General features: G+C 72.8%; 16 protein-coding genes. 4 read left to right on the forward strand and 12 right to left on the reverse strand.

What is annotated here, in order from left to right:
* Positions 1–2: 2 nt before the first annotated feature.
* Positions 3–1,142 (reverse strand): glucose-1-phosphate adenylyltransferase family protein, encoded by a 1,140-nt coding sequence (locus ACQSSQ_RS10815; RefSeq protein ID WP_431327087.1) that lies wholly within the window; start codon positions 1,140–1,142, stop codon positions 3–5.
* Positions 1,143–1,306: 164 nt separating this feature from the next.
* Here ACQSSQ_RS10815 and ACQSSQ_RS10820 point away from each other — a divergent pair, with 164 nt between their 5' ends.
* Positions 1,307–1,678, forward strand: coding sequence for a hypothetical protein (locus ACQSSQ_RS10820; protein ID WP_431327088.1), 372 nt, complete (start codon positions 1,307–1,309; stop codon positions 1,676–1,678).
* 53 nt (positions 1,679–1,731) lie between these two features.
* Here the strand turns inward: ACQSSQ_RS10820 and ACQSSQ_RS10825 are convergent, their stop codons facing one another.
* Complete coding sequence (locus ACQSSQ_RS10825) at positions 1,732–2,367, reverse strand: DUF305 domain-containing protein (protein WP_431327089.1); 636 nt, start codon at positions 2,365–2,367, stop codon at positions 1,732–1,734.
* Positions 2,368–2,437: 70 nt separating this feature from the next.
* Entirely contained in the window at positions 2,438–3,256 is an 819-nt protein-coding gene (locus tag ACQSSQ_RS10830; protein WP_431327090.1) for a DUF72 domain-containing protein, read from the reverse strand.
* A 76-nt stretch (positions 3,257–3,332) separates the two neighbouring features.
* Between ACQSSQ_RS10830 and ACQSSQ_RS10835 the strand changes: the two genes are divergently transcribed.
* Genes ACQSSQ_RS10835 through ACQSSQ_RS10845 form a run of 3 tightly spaced genes read left to right on the forward strand, consistent with a single transcriptional unit; the run spans position 3,333 to position 6,956 of the window.
* Complete coding sequence (locus ACQSSQ_RS10835) at positions 3,333–4,139, forward strand: crotonase/enoyl-CoA hydratase family protein (RefSeq protein WP_431327091.1); 807 nt, start codon at positions 3,333–3,335, stop codon at positions 4,137–4,139.
* 55 nt (positions 4,140–4,194) lie between these two features.
* Complete coding sequence (locus tag ACQSSQ_RS10840; protein ID WP_431327092.1) at positions 4,195–5,646, forward strand: MFS transporter; 1,452 nt, start codon at positions 4,195–4,197, stop codon at positions 5,644–5,646.
* The gene (locus tag ACQSSQ_RS10845) at positions 5,643–6,956 is read left to right on the forward strand and encodes a M20/M25/M40 family metallo-hydrolase (RefSeq protein WP_431327093.1); all 1,314 of its coding nucleotides are present in this window, start codon (positions 5,643–5,645) and stop codon (positions 6,954–6,956) included. The genes ACQSSQ_RS10840 and ACQSSQ_RS10845 overlap by 4 nt, the downstream gene beginning before the upstream one ends.
* Positions 6,957–6,980: 24 nt before the next feature.
* Here the strand turns inward: ACQSSQ_RS10845 and ACQSSQ_RS10850 are convergent, their stop codons facing one another.
* The 9 genes from ACQSSQ_RS10850 to ACQSSQ_RS10890 all read right to left on the reverse strand — a co-directional run bounded on the left by ACQSSQ_RS10850 (position 6,981) and on the right by ACQSSQ_RS10890 (position 18,841).
* Complete coding sequence (locus ACQSSQ_RS10850; RefSeq protein WP_431327094.1) at positions 6,981–8,570, reverse strand: peroxidase family protein; 1,590 nt, start codon at positions 8,568–8,570, stop codon at positions 6,981–6,983.
* A 143-nt stretch (positions 8,571–8,713) separates the two neighbouring features.
* Positions 8,714–9,742 carry an asparaginase domain-containing protein gene (locus ACQSSQ_RS10855; RefSeq protein WP_431327095.1) on the reverse strand — a complete coding sequence of 343 codons (1,029 nt, stop codon included), beginning with the start codon at positions 9,740–9,742 and terminating at the stop codon, positions 8,714–8,716.
* Positions 9,739–10,851, reverse strand: a complete 1,113-nt coding sequence (locus ACQSSQ_RS10860; protein ID WP_431327096.1) for a hypothetical protein — start codon at positions 10,849–10,851, stop codon at positions 9,739–9,741. The genes ACQSSQ_RS10855 and ACQSSQ_RS10860 overlap by 4 nt, the downstream gene beginning before the upstream one ends.
* A 60-nt stretch (positions 10,852–10,911) precedes the next feature.
* A complete protein-coding gene (locus ACQSSQ_RS10865; RefSeq protein ID WP_431327097.1) occupies positions 10,912–11,574 on the reverse strand; it encodes a GNAT family N-acetyltransferase in 663 nt (220 codons plus the stop codon).
* Positions 11,571–13,655, reverse strand: a complete 2,085-nt coding sequence (locus tag ACQSSQ_RS10870; protein WP_431327098.1) for a penicillin acylase family protein — start codon at positions 13,653–13,655, stop codon at positions 11,571–11,573. Before ACQSSQ_RS10870 ends, ACQSSQ_RS10865 begins: the two co-directional genes overlap by 4 nt.
* Positions 13,652–15,418, reverse strand: coding sequence for an IucA/IucC family protein (locus ACQSSQ_RS10875; protein WP_431327099.1), 1,767 nt, complete (start codon positions 15,416–15,418; stop codon positions 13,652–13,654). Before ACQSSQ_RS10875 ends, ACQSSQ_RS10870 begins: the two co-directional genes overlap by 4 nt.
* Positions 15,415–15,999, reverse strand: coding sequence for a GNAT family N-acetyltransferase (locus ACQSSQ_RS10880; RefSeq protein ID WP_431327100.1), 585 nt, complete (start codon positions 15,997–15,999; stop codon positions 15,415–15,417). The genes ACQSSQ_RS10875 and ACQSSQ_RS10880 overlap by 4 nt, the downstream gene beginning before the upstream one ends.
* Positions 15,996–17,318, reverse strand: coding sequence for a lysine N(6)-hydroxylase/L-ornithine N(5)-oxygenase family protein (locus ACQSSQ_RS10885; RefSeq protein ID WP_431327101.1), 1,323 nt, complete (start codon positions 17,316–17,318; stop codon positions 15,996–15,998). Before ACQSSQ_RS10885 ends, ACQSSQ_RS10880 begins: the two co-directional genes overlap by 4 nt.
* A complete protein-coding gene (locus tag ACQSSQ_RS10890; protein ID WP_431327102.1) occupies positions 17,315–18,841 on the reverse strand; it encodes a pyridoxal phosphate-dependent decarboxylase family protein in 1,527 nt (508 codons plus the stop codon). Before ACQSSQ_RS10890 ends, ACQSSQ_RS10885 begins: the two co-directional genes overlap by 4 nt.
* Positions 18,842–18,960 lie beyond the last annotated feature (119 nt).

Consider the following 18,960-nt stretch of genomic DNA (forward strand, 5'->3'; position numbering starts at 1 on the left):
GATCAGTCCTCGCGAGGCGCGCGGCCCGACACCGTGCCGTCCGGACCGACGAGGGTGACGACGTCGTCGGAGCCGCGAGCCGACCCGCCGGTGATCTCGGCGCCGGCGTCCGCCACGACACCGACCAGACGGATGCCCGGCCCGACGCGCACGCCCTCGAGGAGGACGCTGTCGACGACCTCCGCTCCCTCGGCGATCTCGCAGTCCGGCCCGACGACGCTGTGCCGGACCGACCCGTCGACGCGGCAGCCGGCCGTGACGAGGGCCTCGTGAACCCGAGCCGAGGGCGTCATCCTGGCCGGCAGCCGGACCGGCGCCGCGGTTCGGATCGGCCAGCGCGGGTCCTCGAGGTCGACTCCGGTGCGGTCCAGCACGTCCATGTGCGCGCGCCAGTAGCCGTTGACGGTGCCGAGGTCGCGCCAGTACGAGTCGAGGCGGTGCTCGACCACGTGACGGTTCTCCACGAGGTACGGGACGAGCTGGTCGCCGTAGTCGTCGAGCTGGTCGTGGGTCTCGAGGAGGTCGCCGATCGCGTCGAGCAGGGTGGTCGTCCGGTAGGCGAAGATCTCGGCGGCGACGACGTCGGTGGCGGGCTCGTCCGGCTTGTACGCGAACCCGGTGACGCGACCGTCTCCCGCGCACTCGACGACGCCGTGGCGCGAAGGGTCCGGGACGCCGGTCGTGGTCACCACGGTGAGGTCGGCGTCCGACGCGGTGTGCGTCGCGAGCACGTCGCCGAGGTCGAGCGTGTAGAGGTGGTCCGCACTCAGCACGAGCACGACGTCCGGCGCCCGCTCGCGCAGGGCCTCCGCCTGGCGGGCCAGCGCGTCGGCGTTGCCCTGGGCGAAGCCGCTCCCCTCGGTGCCCTCGAACGGCGGCAGGACCTGCAGGCCGCCCTCCGAGCGGTCCAGGTCCCAGGGGCGCCCGTGCGCGAGGTGCGCGTTGAGGGCCCCGGGCAGGTACTGCTCGATCATCCAGACCTCGTCGATACCGCTGTGCACGAGGTTGGACAGCACGATGTCGACCAGGCGGTAGGTGCCCGCGACCGGGAGTGCGGGCTTGGGCCGGCGTTCGGTGAGGTCGGCGAGACGGCTGCCCTTGCCGCCGGCGAGGACGACGGCGAGGACGTCGAGGCGGTCCATCCAGGAACTCTAGGTCGCGGAAGGGCGCCACGCCGATCGCCGCCGAGGCGCAGATGAGACCCCTCTCACCGGCGGCTCACCCGGGTCTCACCCCGGCCGCCGAGAGTCAGGGGTGTCAGCAACAGTTCGCGCCGGCACCGCCGGCAGACGACGAGGAGAACACCATGAGCAGCACCCTCATCCGTACCGGCGTCGCAGCGCTCGGCCTGTCCGTCGCCCTCGGGGGCGTCGTCTGGGGCGCCACGTCGGTGGCCAGCGCCAGCACGGACGGCAGCGGCTCGGAGCCGGCGGTGACCAAGCGGCTCGACAACGACGACACCGCGGTCGTCGTCGCGGACGACGATGATGACGACCGACCGGACGACGTCACGGACGCGACGCGCGCGAGCCAGGTGACGAGCACGCGGGCCACCGCTGCCACGCAGGCGACCAGCACGCGGGCCACGGGCGCGACGCAGGCCACGCGTGCGACACAAGGCGACACACCCACCCGGGACACGCGCGGCACCCGCGCCACCCGCACCGCCGGCGACTGACCACCGCGCTACGAGGGCCGCCCCGTACGGGGCGGCCCCGCCCCGCGCCCCTCTCAGCGCCCGTCGATCAGGCGAAGCAGGTACGTCACCTCGACGGTCTGCTCGCGGACGACGTGCCGGGCGATGCTCCGGGTGAAGCTGTTGTGGTCGTTCCCGAGGTAGTCCTCCGACATCGCGATCGCGCCTTCGTGGTGCTCGACCATGAGCCGGAGGAAGGAGGCCTCTGCCTCGGGCGTCTCGAGCGACCGGAGCCGATCGACCTCGGCCTGCGGCACCATCCCCGGCATGCTCCCGGCGCCGTGGGCGTGGACGTGGTGCGCGAGCTCGGGGAGGGAGGTCGTCCAGGAGTCGATCCACCTCTGCATCGTGGTGATCTCGGCGCGCTGGTCCTGCTCGATGAAGCGTGCGGCGGCCGCGACCCGCTCGTCGACGCCCTCGTGCACGAGGAGGTTGCGGGTGAGGTCGAGGGCCTGCCGATGGTGCACGACCATCTCGGCGGCGAAGACCATGTCGGCCTCTCGCGGGATCTCCGCCCGCTGCAGCGTAGGGAAGGTCCTCACCGTGCCCCACGGACGCTCGACGGTCGACGGCGCGACCGAGGCACCGCCGAGCGGGACGGCCGCGGGTCCGTCGCCGCACCCGGCGACGAGCAGGCCGAGCAGCACGACGAGGAGCGACAGTCGGGCCACGGGATCTCCTGGAACCGGCGTACGCGGCGCGACCGCGCGGGTGGGTGACGGACGCTACTGGACGGCCCGGTCAGGACACCAGCCGCGACAGCGCCACCGCGTCGTACGGCGCCCGCCCGTCGGCGTCGTTGTCGAAGAACACCCAGGTCGGCACGTCCCACTCCCGGATGCGCTCGGCCCACGTCTGAAGCCGCCGCGCCGAGTAGCCGCCGTGGTAGAGCACGGTGTGCCCGTGCAGCCGGACGTAGGCGAACGAGGCGGTCCGGTGCTCGACCGTCGGCCACCGACCCGCGCCGTCGGAGACCACGAGGGCCACGCGGTGCCGCCGCAGGACGTCCACGACCTCGTCCAGCCCCTCGCGCGACCGCACCTCCACGGCGTGCTGGAGCCGCCGCTGCGATCCCTCGGCGGTGTCCGGGAGCCAGACCCGTTCGCCGCTGATCTGGGACCCGTGGCCGCGGGCCAGCTCCACCGCCTCGCCGTACGTGCGCGGGAGCCTGGCACAGAACGCGTCCAGCGCGTCCGGCGTCGGCGCGCCCTGGGCCGGGAGCTGCCAGAGCATCGGTCCGAGCTTCTCGCGCAGCACCAGCACGCCGGACGCGAGGAAGGTCGCCAGCGGCTCCTCGGGGTTGCGCAGGCGAAGGAGGTGCGTGAGCAGCCGGCTGCCCTTGACGGCGAACCGGAAGCCGCGGGGAGTCTCCGCGTACCAGCGCGCGTACGTCGTGGGTCGCTGCAGCCGGTAGAAGCTGGCGTTGACCTCGATGGCGGTCATCCGCTCCGCGGCGTACGCGAGCTCGTCCGCCTGCCGCACCCCGGCCGGGTAGAAGTCGCCGCGCCACGACGCGTAGCTCCACCCGGAGATCCCGACTCGCACGCGCGGCGTCGCCATCACTCCACGCTAGCCGCGCGCAGGCCCCACGACAGGAGGCGACACCGGCCCGCTACCGCTGAGTAACATGTGCGCCATGCCTGAACCTCGCGTCCTCCTCGACATCGCCGGCCCCGTCGCCACCGTGACGCTCAACCGCCCCGAGAAGCTCAACGGCGTCGACATCGCGATGCTGCGCGAGCTCGTCTCCACGGCCCGGGAGGTGCGCGCCGACCGCAGCGTCCGTGCGGTCGTCCTGCGCGGCGCGGGCGACGCGTTCTGCGCCGGTCTCGACTTCGGGTCGGTGATGCGCAGCCCCGCGACGATCGCCCGCTCGTTCGTCCCGAACCCGCTGCGCGGCCAGAACCTCTTCCAGCACGCGGTCTGGACCTGGCGGGAGCTGCCGGTTCCGGTCGTCGCCGTCGTGCACGGCTACTGCTACGGCGCCGGGCTGCAGCTCGCCACCGCCGCGGACTTCCGGTTCAGCACGCCCGACGCGCGGTGGTCGGTGCTCGAGGCGAAGTGGGGTCTCGTCCCCGACATGAGCGGCACGGTCAGCCTGCGCGAGCTCGTCGGCGGCGACGTGGCCCGTCGTCTCACGATGACCGGCGAGGTGGTCGACGGGTCGACGGCCCACGCGTACGGCCTCGTGTCCGGCGTCGCGGACGACCCCGGCGTCCCGGCCGAGGAGCTGATCGCCCAGATCGTGTCCCGCTCCCCCGACGCGGTCGCGGCGTCGAAGGCGCTCCTCAACCGCACGCGCCACGCCTCGCCGCGCCGGGCGTTCGCGGTCGAGCGCCGTCTCCAGCTCGCGATGCTCGCGGCCAAGAACACCGCGATCGCCCGCGCCGCCAACGCGAAGAAGGAGACACCGGCGTTCGTCGACCGCACCTTCGGGCGCTGACGTAGCATCGTCTGGCTCCGGGCGTCGGCTCGAGCGCATCCCCAGGAGGACCCCGGTGCGTACCCCCAAGGCCGTCGGCGGCATCGTCGGCGCGCTGTTCTTCGTCGAGCTCGTGAGCGGCATGCTGCAGGGCTACTACACGCCTCTGATGACCGACATCGCGCGCAACCTCGGCATCCACGACGCCGACGTCAACTGGTTCGAGGCGGCGCAGCTGCTGGTCTCGGCGATGCTCGTGCCGGTGCTGTCCAAGCTCGGGGACCTGTACGGCCACCGCCGGCTGCTCCTGATCGCGGCCGTCGTCACCGCCGTCTCGACGTGGGGCATCGCGTTCGCTCCCGGGTTCGGGTCGTACCTCGTCTTCTGGGCCGCGCAGGGCATCTTCACGGTCTGGCTCCCGCTCGAGGTCGCGCTGATCCACATCCGCTCGGCGCGGGAGGCCGACCCGGCCGCGACGACGCGGCGCGCGACCGGGATCATCGTGGCCGCCCTCCAGGCCGGCGCGATCTTCGGCGCCCTGAGCGCGGGGCTGTTCGACTCGGTGTTCGACGGCGACCTCGTGCTGGTGCTCTCCGTTCCCGCGGTGGCGACGACGCTCGTCGTCCTGGTCGTCGTCCGCTGGGTCCCCGACGTCCACCACCGCAGCGCCGGGAGGGTCGACCTGGTCGGGGCCGGGCTCCTGAGCACCAGTCTGCTGCTGGTGGTCGGTGGCCTCATGCTCGTCCGCGTCGACGGGCTCGCCTCCCCGTGGCCCTGGCTGACGTTCGCGCTGGGACTCGTCCTCCTCGTCCCGTTCGTGCGCCAGGAGAAGCGCCACCCCGACCCGCTCATCGACCTCGCGGTGATGCGCCGGTCGTCGATGTGGCCGGTCCAGCTCACCGCGCTGCTGTTCGGGGTGAGCATCCTGGGTGCCCAGATCCCGCTGTCGACGTTCGCGCGCACCGACCCCGACGAGTACGGCTACGGGCTCGGCCTGTCCGCGAGCGGCGTCGCCCCGGTGATCGGTCTCTACGTCCTCTCGCTGCTCGTCGGCGCCGCCCTCTTCGCGCGCGTGTCCGCGGCCCTCACCCCGCGTCGTACGCTCATCGGCGCCGCGACGCTGGTCGGGATCGGCTACCTCGGCCTCCTGCTGCTCCACGACTCGCTCCCTGAGGTCGTCCTCTGCATGGCGACGGCCGGCCTCGGCTCGGGTGCCCTCGTCGCGGCTCTCCCCGCAGCCGCCGCCTCGGCGGCACCGCCCGGCGGCACCGCCGTCGCCACCGGCCTCACCAACACCACCAAGACGCTGGGAGGCGCCTTCGCGTCGAGCGTGTTCGCCCTCGCTCTCGCCTCGGGCGGCACCGTGGACCCCGACGTCACGGCCGCGCCGCTGCACGGGTACGTGACCGTCTGGGCGATCTGCGGCGTGACCGCCCTGATCGCGGCCGCCTGCCTCGTCGTCGTCCCCCGCGGCGCCTTCTCGCACCAACCCGTGTCCACACCCACCACCCCGCAGGAGCAGCCATGAGCAGCGCCGCCGAGCACCTGTCCGCCCTGATCCGCTGCCGCACGGTCTCGTCGCGCGACGCCGACGAGGTCGACCAGGCGGAGTTCGAGCGGTTCCGCCGCACGTTCGCCGACCTCTACCCGCGACTGCACGCCGAGACCGAGCTGACCCGGATCGGCGGCGGACTGCTCTACCGCTGGCGCGGGCGGTCCGACGCGCGGCCGATCGTGCTGATGGCGCACTACGACGTCGTCCCCGTCGTCGTGGAGGACTGGAGCCGCGACCCGTTCGGCGGCGAGATCGCCGACGGCGCCGTGCACGGACGCGGCGCGCTCGACGACAAGGGTCACCTCGTCGCCGTCGCGGAGGCGGTCGAGTCCCTCCTCGCCGAGGGCTTCGTGCCGGCGCACGACGTCTACCTGAGCTTCGGCGACACCGAGGAGATCTCGGGCGAGACCGCGAAGGCGATCGCCGCCCACCTGACCTCCGAAGGCGTCGTCCCGTGGCTGGTGAACGACGAGGGCGGCGCCGTCGTCCAGGGGGCGTTCCCGGGAGTGAAGCCGCAGACGGCCATGATCGGCGTCAGCGAGAAGGGCGTGCTCGACGTCCTGCTCGAGACGACCGACGCGGGTGGCCACGCGTCGACGCCGACGCGTCGTGGGGCGACCGCACGCCTCGCGCGGGCGATCGTGCGGATCGACGACCACCCGTTCCCCGCTCGTCTCTCGCGGCCCATCGTCGAGATGCTCGCCGCGATCGCGCCGCACACTCCCCCGCCGCTGCGCCAGGTCCTGGCCAACGCCGACCGCGTCAACAAGCCGCTGGCCCAGGTGCTGTCGAAGGTCGGCGCCGAGACCAACGCGATCGTGCGCACCACCACCACGACGACGCAGCTCTCCGGCAGCCCCGGCGCGAACGTGATCGCGTCGCGGGCGTGGGCGAACGTCAACATCCGCATCGCGGTCGGCGAGACGGTGACCTCGGTGATCGAACGCCTCCGGTCGGTGATCGGGGACGACTCGGTCGCGGTGAGCGTGCGTGAGGGCAGCGACCCGGCACCGGTCTCGCGCACGGACAACGAGGCGTTCGCGCTGCTGTGCACGGCCGTCGCCGAGACCTACCCCGACGCGGTCGTCGTGCCGTACGTCCAGACCGGGGCCACCGACAGCCGCCACTTCGCGGTGTCGAGCGACTCGGTCTACCGGTTCTCGCCGTTCACGATGACGAAGGAGCAGCGGGCCAGCATCCACACGTCCGACGAGCTCCTCCACGTCGAGGACCTCGAGCGGGGCATCGCGTTCTTCCGGACGCTGGTCCGCAGCCACTCCTGAGCCGTCGCCGCACCGGCGTACGGCTCACGCCTCCTTCGCGAACCGCAGCAGCTGCGGCAGGTCGAACGAGCCGTCGTCACGCGCCATCGGCGCCTGCGGCGTCCAGTTGGGCTCGACGCTGAGGTACGACAGCGGGTCCTCGTTGAGCATGCCCAGCAGCACCTCGGCGACGATCCGCCCGCCGACGGGCCCGAGCGTCTTGCCCTCGGCGAGGACCTCCGCCTCCTTGAGGATGTAGAACCACAGCGGCGGGTGCATCCTCAGGTCCTCCCCGAGGTCGCCGATGCCGAGCGTGTCCGCGTCCAGCGGCTCGATGCCCATGGCGCGCGCCACGGTGTTGCCGGCCGGCAGACCGAGGGCGACGCCGCGCTGCAGGTTGCGCTCGGCGAGCGCGTGCGGCGGGAACGCGGCCACGGACAGCGGCAGGTCGGCGAGCGGCCGTGCCAGCTGGGTGTCGATCGGCAGCGACGCCTGCGGCGTGGTCCCGGAGCCCGGCATGTCGACCAGGAACTTCCACTCGACCGCCCACTGCGGAGGCAGCCGGCGGAAGCCGTTGAGGTTCGACAGCTCGTCGGGCGGCAGCTCGGGACCGAAGATCGGGATCGGCCCCTGGTTGCCGCGCGCGTTCCGGACGAAGTCGTTGATGTGGTAGCGACCGCGGATCATCGAGTGCCCGAACCGGTACGCCGCCACCGCGAACTCGACCGGGATGTAGGCGTCGTTCGCGGGCTTGTAGAACTGGAACGTGGGGCGTACGAGGGCGATCGTCGACCCGTTCGGGTCGGACACGTACGTCTCCGTGCGGAGGATGTCGTCGACGACGGCCTTGCCGACGATCCGCTCGAGGAAGTCGTGCACGACGACCCACTGGTAGTGCCAGCGGACCAGACGCTGCGTCTCCTTGAACGCGTCGTCACCGGTGAGCGGCGTCGTCGACCCCACCACGTCCGCGACCCGGTTGTGGAACTGCAGCATCGACAGGTGGAGCTGCGACACGAGCAGGTTCTCGTCGTTGCGCGGGTCCCCGATGAGGGCGCGGCCGAAGAACACCTCCTGACCGTCGCGCTGCCGGGGGTCGTTGCGGGGCAGGTCCGGCCCGGCACCGCTGGTCTCGCCCGGCACGACGCCGACGTCCTCGCCGAGACGCATCTTGGTGACCGGTCCCGAGTCGTCGTAGAGGTACGGCTGGTCCGCCGGCCCGCGTCCGTACAGGGAGTCGAGGTCGAAGCGCGGCGTACGGAAGTTGTGCAGCGCGTCCGGGTCGTTCTGGCGCCGCAGGCTCGACACCGGGTCGAACGTGATGTCGTGGTCCACGAACTGCCCGAAGTAGGTGTAGCCGGACGGGATGTCGGGGTTCTCGGCGGCGGGCGGCCCGGCCGGCTCGACCATGCGCTGGGCCAGGGCTGTCATGTCGTCGGCGGTGTGCTCGAACACCGGCAGGTGCCGGAACATCCTGCCGAAGCGCCCCGTCTTGAACGACGACGACGGGATCACGTCGACGCCGCGCTGGGGCGTCCCGTGGTGGACCGGCTTCGTCGGCGTGGTCGGCTCGGGCGCCGGCGTCGGCTGGGGCTCCTCGCCGGTGGAGGTCTCGTGCCCGATGGTGGTTGCCATGGTGGTCTCCTCGCGTGAGTGGGTTCCCGCCGGCGCTACGGCGGCGGCGATGGCAGCGGTCGGGGCGCACCACCCACGAGCCTCACGCGAGCCGAGGGTCAGGGACGAAAGGATTGCAATCGGACGTTTCGGACATCGCCCGATCAGCCGCGCCGGGACTCTCCCACCAGGTCCTCGGCCAAGGCCTGCGTGATCTCCTCGTACGGGAGGCCGCAGCCCAGCAGGTAGTGCAGCTTCGTGTACGCCGCCTCGACCGTCATCGCGCCGCAGCTCACCACGCCGCCCTCGACGAGCGCGCGCCCGGCGCCGTAGCGGCCGAGGTCGACCTCTGCCGCCGGCGTCTGGCTGACCGCGACGACCGGGATCCTGGCCTCCGCGAGGGCTGCGAGCCGCGCCTCGGCGAGCGGGTCGGTGGGTGCCGTCCCCCCGCCGAACACGCGGAGCACGACGCCCGCCGGCTCCCGGGACCAGGTCAGCTGGTCGTGCCAGTGCTCGAGCGTGACGGTCGCGAGGGCGACGAAGCGGTCGGCGTCGTACCCGTGGAAGCGTCCGACCGGCAGGAGCGTGGACCGTCGCGTGCTGGTGCCGGGCTCCCCGGCGAAGCCGTCGAGGTCGGTCGTCGAGCGCTTCCAGACGGTGGCCGCGGCGAGGATCCGGCCCGCGAACGCGAGCGAGACACCCGACGGTCCCGACACGGCCGCGTCGAGGGCGAGCCGCAGGTTGTCGGCGACGTCGGTGCCCGGCTCGCGCGGTCCGCGCTGGGCGCCGGTGAGCACGACGGGGCGGGGCGCATCGGCCAGCGCGTACGAGAGCGCACCGGCACTGAAGGCCATGCTGTCCGTGCCGTGCACGAGGACGACGCCCGCCACGGACGGGAGCGCGGCGCGGATCTGACGGTGCCAGCGGGTCCAGTCCTCAGGGCCCATCTCGGCACTGTCGCGCAGGGGCAGGTCGAGGACGAGCTCGGCCGGGACCCGGTGGACCGCCGCCCACCCGTCGACGACACCGCGCAGCACGTCCACGCCCTCGGCGCTGACCTCGAGACCCCCTCCGGCACCGCGCGCCATCGTCGCCGTGCCCCCGCTGACGATCACCAGGACACCGCGCTGACCAGCGAGCCCCGGGGCCGTCGGGGCGGGGGCCCGGCCGGCGGAGGGCGCGGAGTCGGTCACGGCGCTGAGGCTACCTCCCCCTGGCGCACCACACCCGTCCGCACGTCGAGGACCGGCCGGTAGCGGTCGTACAGGGTCACGACGAGCGTGAGCAGGAAGACGAAGAAGAAGCCGGCCGCGAGGAAGAACTCGTCGTTGGTGGGGACGAGGAAGTTCGCCGCGTAGACCAGCCCGATGTTGACCAGCGACAGCACGACGAAGGTCGCCAGCACCGAGTCCCAGCCACCACCGCGGCGCGCGCTCCAGAGGCCGATCGTCGAGTTGACCACGATGAGCACGGCGCAGCTGATCGCGATCTCGACCGGCGTCGCGGTGACGCTCGGGACGATGTTGGCGATGATGATGCTGACCAGCGCCACGACGACGATCTTCTCCAGGAGACGCGCGTCGAACACCTTGCCGCGCGCCACCCGGAGCGCGGCACGCTCGCGCTCCTCGTCGATCTCTGCCGGGATCGGCTCCGCGGCGACCTGCCAGGTGTGGTCGGCCGGCGCGAGCCGCGGGCGTACGACGAACCAGAACACCGCCGCCAGCGCGAGGATCGCCAGCACCATCGCGGGCGTGAACCACGCGACGTCGCGCATCGTGTCGGTGAGGTCGAGCTTGAAGACGTGGATCCAGGCCTCCTGGGGGAGCTTGATGAAGACCCAGATCGCGGCCGCCGCGAGGATCCACCACCGCATCGAGAACCGCTTCGGGTCCCACCGCAGACGCACGATCTCGTAGAAGATGAAGAAGTACTCGAAGGTGTTCGGGAAGATCAGCAGGAGCCAGCGGTGCTCGCCACCGGTCAGCTCGAAGATCGTCGTCCCGACGAGCCGGTAGAAGAACAGGAACCGCGCCACCTCGAACGCCGGACGGCTGGTCCAGTTGCGCATCGTCGCGACGTAGGCGAGCGCCAGGTAGTAGATGTCGAGCGCCTTGTCGTAGCTCTGGTAGTACGTGAGGTCGAGCGACGTGAAGGTCTGGAAGACCGTCTGGTCGACCCCGTCGAGCAGCATGCACGCGACGATCCCCGGCAACGGGAACTTGAAGATGAACAGCGGCACCAGCAGCCGCGCCGCCACGACCCCCCAGAAGACGACCTGGTCGACAGAGTCTCCACCCATGCGCACTTCCCTTCCAACGGGTGCGCAACCGTGCGCCGCCACCGTGCCGCGGACGAGATCCTAGCCGTGCGGATCGCCGGTGAGTCCCTCTTGGCGCACCGGCGCGCCGCCGAGCTCGCCGGTGGCTCGCGCCAGGAGCAGGTCGGCGCGCTCGCGGCCGAGAAAGGCCAGCCGCGCGGTCTTGTCCGGGAGCACGATCTCGGGGCCCAGCGCGAAGCCCAGCATGTCGAGGATCGCGAGAGCGCGGGCGTTGCCCACGTCGGGCTCCACGACGATCCTCTGAGCGCTCGGCGGACCGAGCACGAAGGCCACGATCGTGCGCACCAGGACCGCCCACTGCTGCTCGCGCGTCCCCACCTGCTCACCGAGGAAGAAGTGGAGGCCCACGTCGCCCGGCGCGGGGTGGTAGCACTCCCCCACCGGATCGTGCTCGGGGACGTACGTCTGCAGCAGCGCGAAGGGCACCTCGTCGCGGCACACCAGGAACGCGTGGTGCGTGGCGAGCCCGTCGACGTACGCGTACAGGTCGCGCAGCTCGTCGGCCGTCAGGGCCTCCAGCCCCCAGAAGCGGGCCCGCGGCGCCGTCACCCACCGATGGATCGTGGCGAGGTCGCCCTCCGGGTCGAGCACGCGGACGGTGACGGCCCCGAAGCCGTCGACGGCGTCGCGGTGGACGGTCTCCCCTGGTGCGCCGGTGATCAGGCGGTCGGAGACGGCGGTCACGGCAGGTCCTCCTGCTCGAGGGTGTCCCACGCGGTGACGACGGGCGCGGTCCCGGCGGCGAGCCACGTGGCGAGCTGGTCGGTGGCGTGCACGTCGTCCGGATCGCCCGCCGCGCCGAACGGGACACCCCACCGGCTCGCGTCGCGGTCGGACAGGTCCCAGATCCAGCGGGCGACGGAGCCGCGCCAGCAGACGTCGCTCACTCCCGGGGTGCTGGCGGCGGCTCGGACGGTGTCGGTGTCGCCGGAGAGCGCAGCCGGCTCGAGCGGGGCGAAGGCCGCACCGGGGACCCCGGCCAGGACCCGGACGGGGTCGAGCCGGTGGGTGTCGCCCCACGTGCGGGCAGCGGGACTCTGCGCGACGTCCTCCAGCGCGGCGCGGGCGAGGACCGGGGCGTCGATGGCGACGCCGACCGCGGCCCCCTGCTCGCCGAGCAGGGCGAGAAGCCCGTCCCCGACCCTCGCGCGGACGTCGAACCACGGCGCGAACACGGCATCCATCCCGTGAGGCTCGTGCAAGGGCGCGAGGGCCGGGATCGCGGCGACCCGGGTGACGAGGGCGCTTCGCCACGCCGCGTACGCGGCTGCCTCGACGCTGTCGGCGTCCATGCACCGGTCCCAGGCGTGCAGCCGTCGCACGATCGCGCGCGCGGCAGGCGAGAGGCCGGTGTTCGTCGCGTCGGGGAGGTGGCGCGCGAGCAGCTGCTCGGCGCCGAGCGAGAGCGTGTCCGCATGGACGTCGTGCAGGTCGGCGACGGCGAGCGTCCGCTCACCCCGGACGAGGTCGGCGAGTCTCGCCCGGATCCGCGTCGCCCGGTGCGGTGGCGCGTAGGCGTAGCCGAACGCCCGGGTCGGCTCGTCCGGCCTCTCGTTCGCGTCGACGGCGAACGCGTCCACCGGCTGGGCGTCGGGCAGCGTGCGCCACCCGACGTCCGCGGCGTCGGCACTCCACGCGTCGCGGGGAAGGCGGCGGGCAGCAGCCCCGGTGTCCGGGACGCGCCCGACGGTGAGCCTGAGGACCGTGCCGCCGCGATCGGCCACGAGCAGGCGGTTGACAGGGTCGACCCACCGGCCGAAGGCCTCCGCCACGTCCTCGGCGCTGCGGGCCTGCAGCAACGGGCGGATCGCGGCGGCGCCGAGGTCCGTGGCCGCGCGCGCCGGGAAGCGCGCCGAGTACGCCGTCGTCTCGGTCCCGGGTGCGGGCAGGGCGACGAGACCCGAGACGACGACGCCGCGCGCGGTCTCGACCCACGGCACGGCGACCGCGCCGGAGTCGCGTACCCGCAGGTCCTCCGTCCCGCAGGACGCCGGCTCCCAGCCGGACGCGCCGTACGCCTCCACCCCGCCGCCCTCGGTCCCGCGCAGCCGCTCGCGGAACACGTCGACGTGGTGCGCCATCGCGTTGGTGATGCCCCAGGCGACGGAGCCCGCGTGCCCGAAGTGCGCGACGCCGGGCACGCCGGGGAACGCGAGCCCCACGACGTCGACGCCAGGACAGGCCAGGCGGACCTGCTGGTAGACGCCGGGGATCTCGATCACGCGGTGCGGGTCCCCGGCGAGGATCGGCAGACCCGTACCGGTCCGTGAGCCGTGCACCGCCCACGCGTTGCTGCCGGAGCCACCGGCGTCGGCCCGGAACAGGTCGACGACGGCGTCGCCGTAGGCGGGTCCGAGCGAACGGTGCACGTGCTCGCGCCAGAGCAGCGCCGGCAGGTCGGAGAAGAGCGCATGGGCGACGTGCAGGATGCCCAGCGGCGCCCAGTCCGGCCAGTCGGCCTCCGGAAGCACCGCGTTCACCCCCGCCACGTACGCCGCGACGAGCTCCCGGTCGTCCTCCTCCAGGGCGTCGTACGCGCGTCGCGCGGTGTCGGCGAGGCGCGCACCGCGGGCAAAGCGGTCCCACGCGACGCCGGGCTCCCCGACGCGCTCGGCCAGCCGCCCTTCGGTCCGCCAGTGCTCGACCTGGATCTGCCCTCCCCGGTCGTGCGCGGTCACCCTGCCTTGCGCCTCGGCCAGCTCCACGAGGGAGCCCGCACGCACATGGGGCACGCCGTAGGCGTCGCGAAACAGCTGGGCCGTCATGCCGGCACCGCCACGGCGCTGCGCGCGATCGGGTTCGCGAGCGTGCCGGCGTAGATCAGCGACCCCGACTGGCTCGCGAGGTCGACCATGTGGAGCGTGTTGCGCAGCTGGAGCCGGTTGAGGCACGAGTGGGCGAAGCGGTCGACGCGCAGGTCCACGCGCGACGACAGCCCCGGATGCTCGGCCGCGTGCTGGTCGACGCACGCCGCCACGAGCGCCCAGAACCGGTCCTCGTCGAGGACGCCGTCGACGTGCAGGATGCCGGCGAGATGACGCAGCACGCCGTCGAAGACGTCGGTGAACACCGCGAGCGCCTGCTCGGCGGCGTCGACCGGCTGCCGGATCCGGGCGACCTCGTCGGGGAGGTCACGCTCGCGGAGGACCGCCACCTCCTCCCCCACGTCCTTCATGAGCACGCGTCGCGGCACGTGGTCGGCGAGGACGAGGATCACGTTCTCACCATGCGGCATGAACGCGAGGTCGTGCACGAGGAGGCAGTGGACGACCGGGCGCAGGTAGGCGTGGAGGTACTGCGCGACCCACGCCTCGGCCCCGACACCGGACGCCCGGATCAGCGCCGACGCGTACGCGGCTCCGTCGTGGTCTCGGTGCAGCAGGGACGCCATCGTCGCGAGGCGCTCGTCCGTGCCGATCCGGGTCACCGGGCTCTCCCGCCACAGCGCCGCGACCATCTTGCGCTGCGCCGAGGGCGCCGGTGCGCGGTGGTAGACGTCTCCCGTGTAGCCGATCGACGCCCGCTCGCGCAGCACCTCGAAGCCGCACGCACCGAGCGTGGGGTCGGCGGCGACGAGAGCCGCGACCCAGTCGTTGATGGCCGGGGTGTGCCGCATGTAGGCCGGGGAGAGTCCGCGGAGGAAGCCCATGTTCTGGATCGCCAGCGCCGTCTTGACGTAGTGGCGGTCCGGCCGCGAGAGGTTGAGCATCGTCCGGATCGACTGCTGCGCCTGGTACGCGTCCGCGCCCCGCCCGAGCGGGACCAGGTCGCGCCGCGCCACGTCGGGAGCGAAGGTCACGGCCAGCCGGGTGTCCCACTGCCACGGGTGCACGGGCAGGAGCCGGTACGCCGCGGGGTCGAGCCCGACGTCGTCGAGGACGCCTCCGAAGCGGTCCCGCTCCGACGCGTCGAGCTCACCCTCGTACAGGGCGGCCTCGTCCAGCCCGGCGCCGAGCGCGAGGTGGGTGAGGTCGCGACGGGCGGCGACCCACTGCAGCGAGAAGGGGCGACCGACCTCGGGCGCGTACCGGCGGTACGCGTCGAGCCCGAACCCGAGGCGTCCGTTGTTCGCGACGAACCCGGGGTGCCCCTCGGTCATCGCGGCCTCGACCGTCGGGAGGTCCGCGGAGAGCAGCTCGTGCGCGGTCGGCCCGCCCTGGTCGACCTTGTACGCCGCCGCCGCGAGCGTGGCGGCGATCTCCTCCAGGTACGTCGCGAGGAGGTGGTCCGGGATCTCGAGCAGCGGCTGGAGCTCGAGGACCAGCTCCGACGCGTCGAGGTCGCACGGCTCCCCGTCGACCGTCCGGCTCAGGGACGACTCGTCGAGCACCCAGTGCTCGAGGCGCAGACGGAGGGCGCGGAAGCGGTAGACGGCCTCGTCGCCGAGGACGACCTGGAACCAGCCGTCGCCGACGTCGACCGGTGCGAGGAGCCGCTCGTGGGCGAACTCCGCGAGCGCCTTGGCGACGAGGTGGCGCTGCGCCCGCGCCATGGTGCAGGGGCGCAGGTGGGCGGCGTCGAGCGTCATCGGGCTCCTCCTCCGAGTCGGCTGCGGGCGAAGTCGACGCGCGTGCACACCGACAGCCGTGCGACCTTGTCGCCGAGCGGGACGTCCCGCAGGACCGAGAACCCGGCGTCGGCGTTCTTGCGGGCGATCGCGTCGTTGCGGACGTCCGGCTCGACCACGACGCGCTCGGCGCCGAGAGCGTCGAAGCAGAGACGCATCACGGCCGTCATGACCGCGTCGGTGAGGCCGTGCCGGCGTCGCTCACCCGGTGCGGCGACGAGCACGTGCATCCCGAGATCACCCGGCTGCGCGCCGTAGACCTCGGTGAGCAGCACGTGCGCCGGGTCGTACGTCTCGGCGAAGAAGGTCGGCGTTCCGTCGACCGACCCGAGCCACGCGTCCTGGTACGGGTCACCGTCGACGCCCTCGAGGTAGGCCTCCACCTGGGCGACGTCGAGACCGCCCATCTGCCAGAACGCGGCGTGCGGGTCGGCGAGCCAGCGCTGCACCCGCGCGGCGTCGCGTTCGGGGACCACCCGGTCGAACGCGATCTCGCCCACGGCGCTCGGCGTCACGAAGGGCGGCGCCGTCCGCGCCGTCATCGGACGCTCACCTGCTCGCGGGTCCGACGTCGTACGCGCTCGGCACCGGCAGGCACGCCGAACTCCTGGAAGGCGATGCGACGCTCGATCGGATAGACCTCCCGGCCGGTGACCGCCGCCAGGATCGTGGAGGAGCGCCACGCCCCGAACCCGAGGTCGGGCGCGGTGAGGCCGTGCGTGTGCTCCTCGCCGTTCTGGACGAAGACACGGCGCCGGTCGCCGTCGACGGCGTAGTCGCGGCCGACGGCGAACCGGCCGAGCTCGTCGAACGCGAGCAGGTGCCGGATCGGCTCGACGCACTCGGGCACCGACGCGGCGTACCCGGTGGCGAGGACCAGCCGCTCCGTGCGGCGCTCGTACTCCTCGCCGAGCTGGTCGTGGCGCAGGCGCAGGACATACTCCTCGCCGGTCCACCTCGCGTCGACCAGCGCCGTGTCCGTGAGCAGGCTGGTCGGGACCGGCCCGTCGACGCTCCTGCGGTAGAGCGTGTCGTAGATGTCGTCCACGAGGTCGCCGCTGATGCCCTTGTAGAGACCCCGCTGCTCGCGGCCGAGCAGCTGACGCAGCTCCAGCGGCAGCGCGTGGAAGTGGTCGGTGTACTCCGGCGACGTCATCTCGAGGGTGAGCTTCGTGTACTCCATCGGGAAGAACCGCGGCGAGCGCGTGACCCAGTCGAGCCGGTACGTGTCGGGGTGCGCGTCCTCGAGCAGGTCGCGGTAGATCTCGGCGGCGGACTGCCCGCTCCCGACGATCGTGACCGCGCGGGAGCCGCGCAGCGCGTCGCGGTGGCGGAGGTAGTCGGCGCTGTGCAGCCACGGACCGTCCAGGCCGTGCGCCGCTGCCGGCACCGTGGGGCGGGTGCCGGTGCCGAGGACGACGTGACGGGTGCGGTAGGTCTCGACGCTCCCGTCGGCGAGACGCGCCCGGACGACGTACGTGTCGTCGCGAGGATCGTGCTCCACGGCCTCGACGCGTCGGCCCCACCGCAGGGTGTCGAGCCGGTCGGCCGCCCACCGGCAGTACGCGTCGTACTCGGCGCGCAGCGGGTAGAAGCTCTCCCGGATGTAGAACGGGTAGAGCCGCCCGGACTCCTTGAGGAAGCTCAGGAACGAGTGCCGCGACGTCGGGTCGGCCATCGTCACCAGGTCGGCGAGGAACGGGACCTGGATCGTCGACCCCTCGATCATCATGCCGGGGTGCCAGCGGAACTCCGGGGACTCGTCGAGGAACACGGCCGCCACCTCGTCGAGCGGATCGGCGAGGCAGGCGAGCCCGAGGTTGAACGGGCCGATCCCGATGCCGAGCAGGTCGTACGTCATCGCGCCACCTCCACGCCCTCGCGCAGCCTCCAGGCGTCGAGCGAGGGCTCCACCCGCGGTGCGGGCCGGCGCAGCGTCCCGAGCCCTCGCTCCCCCTCCTCCTTCACCACGGCGAGCACGCCCCTGACGTCCTGCACCGTCGCGTCCGGGTTGAGCAGCGTGAGCTTGAGGCAGGGCCGTCCGTCGACGACGGTCTTGGCGACCATCGCGCGCCCCGAGGCGAGCATCGCGGCGCGGATCATCGGTACGAGCCGGTCCGTCTCGGCGTCGGAGACGCCGTGCGGCTGGTAGCGGAACAGCACCGTGCTGAGATCCGTCCGCGCGAGCAGGCGCAGGTCGGGGTCGTCCTCGACGACGCGGTGCACGTCGACGGCGAGGTCGAGCACGCGGTCGAACAGCGCCCCGATGCCGTCCGCCCCGAGTGCGCGGAGCGTCGCCCACAGCTTCAGCGCGTCGAACCGGCGCGTCGTCTGGAGGGAGTGGTCGACCTGGTTGGGCTCGTCGGCGCCGTCAGGGTTGAGGTAGTCGGCGTGCCAGCCCGACCGCTCGAGGTCGGCGGGGTCGCGGACGACCAGCGCGCTCGAGGAGACGGGCTGGAAGAAGCTCTTGTGGAAGTCGACGGTCACCGAGCGTGCGCGCTCGATCCCGTCGAGGAGGTGCCGTCGAGTCGGGGAGACCAGCAGGCCGCACCCGTACGCGGCGTCGACGTGCAGCCACGCCCCGTGGCGGTCGCAGGCGTCGGCCACCGCGACGAGCGGGTCGACGCACCCGCGGTCGGTCGTGCCGGCCGTCGCGACGACGGCCATCGGGATCCGGTCTGTGCGCTCGACGACGTCCAGCGTCGTGCGCAGTGCGGCGGCGTCCATACGCCCGTCGGCGTCGGTGGGGACCGCGACGACGGCGTCCTGTCCCAGACCGAGCAGGAGCGCGGACTTCTGCACGCTGAAGTGGCTGCTCTCGGTCGCCACGACGAGCATCCGCTGCTGGAGGGCCGACCGCTCCGCGCCCGTCGGGACGCCGGTGCCGTGGACGGCGAGCGCGTGCTCGCGTGCGAGGAACAGGGCGTGCAGGTTGGACTGGGTCCCTCCGGAGGTGAAGATGCCGTCCCCGTGTGCGAAGCCGATACGCCCCGCCGTCCACGCGACCAGGCGGCGCTCCATGAAGGTGCCGATCGTCGACTGGTCGTAGGTGTCGACCGAGGTGTTCACCGCGGCGAGGACCGCCTCCGCGGCGACCGCCGGGATCGCGACGGGACAGTTGAGGTGTGCGGCGTAGGACGGATGGTGGAACCAGACCGCGTTGTCGACGAACATCGTGTCGATCTCACGCAGCGCGGCGGCGTCCCCCACCGGCTCGGCGTCGAGGTCGACGGCGTCCACGAGCCGCTCGAGCACGTCGCGAGGTCTCCCGGAGAAGGGTGTCGTGCGGGAGCCGACACGCTCGGCCAGGCGGTCGACGACCTCGTGGAGGGTGTCGGCGTAGTGTGCGGTGGTGCCGTTCGTCAGCAGGGGCGACGGGGTCATGCGGGCTCCTCGTGGCGGTCGGGTACGACGTCGGTCCGGGCGGCATGAAGGGCTCTTCACTTAGGTTTGGCTTGCCTAACCTAACGCAGACCGGGGTTCGCCTGTCCGTGTCCTCGGTC

Origin of the sequence: Mumia spirodelae (assembly GCF_050632745.1) — a bacterium.
GTDB lineage: Bacteria > Actinomycetota > Actinomycetes > Propionibacteriales > Nocardioidaceae > Mumia.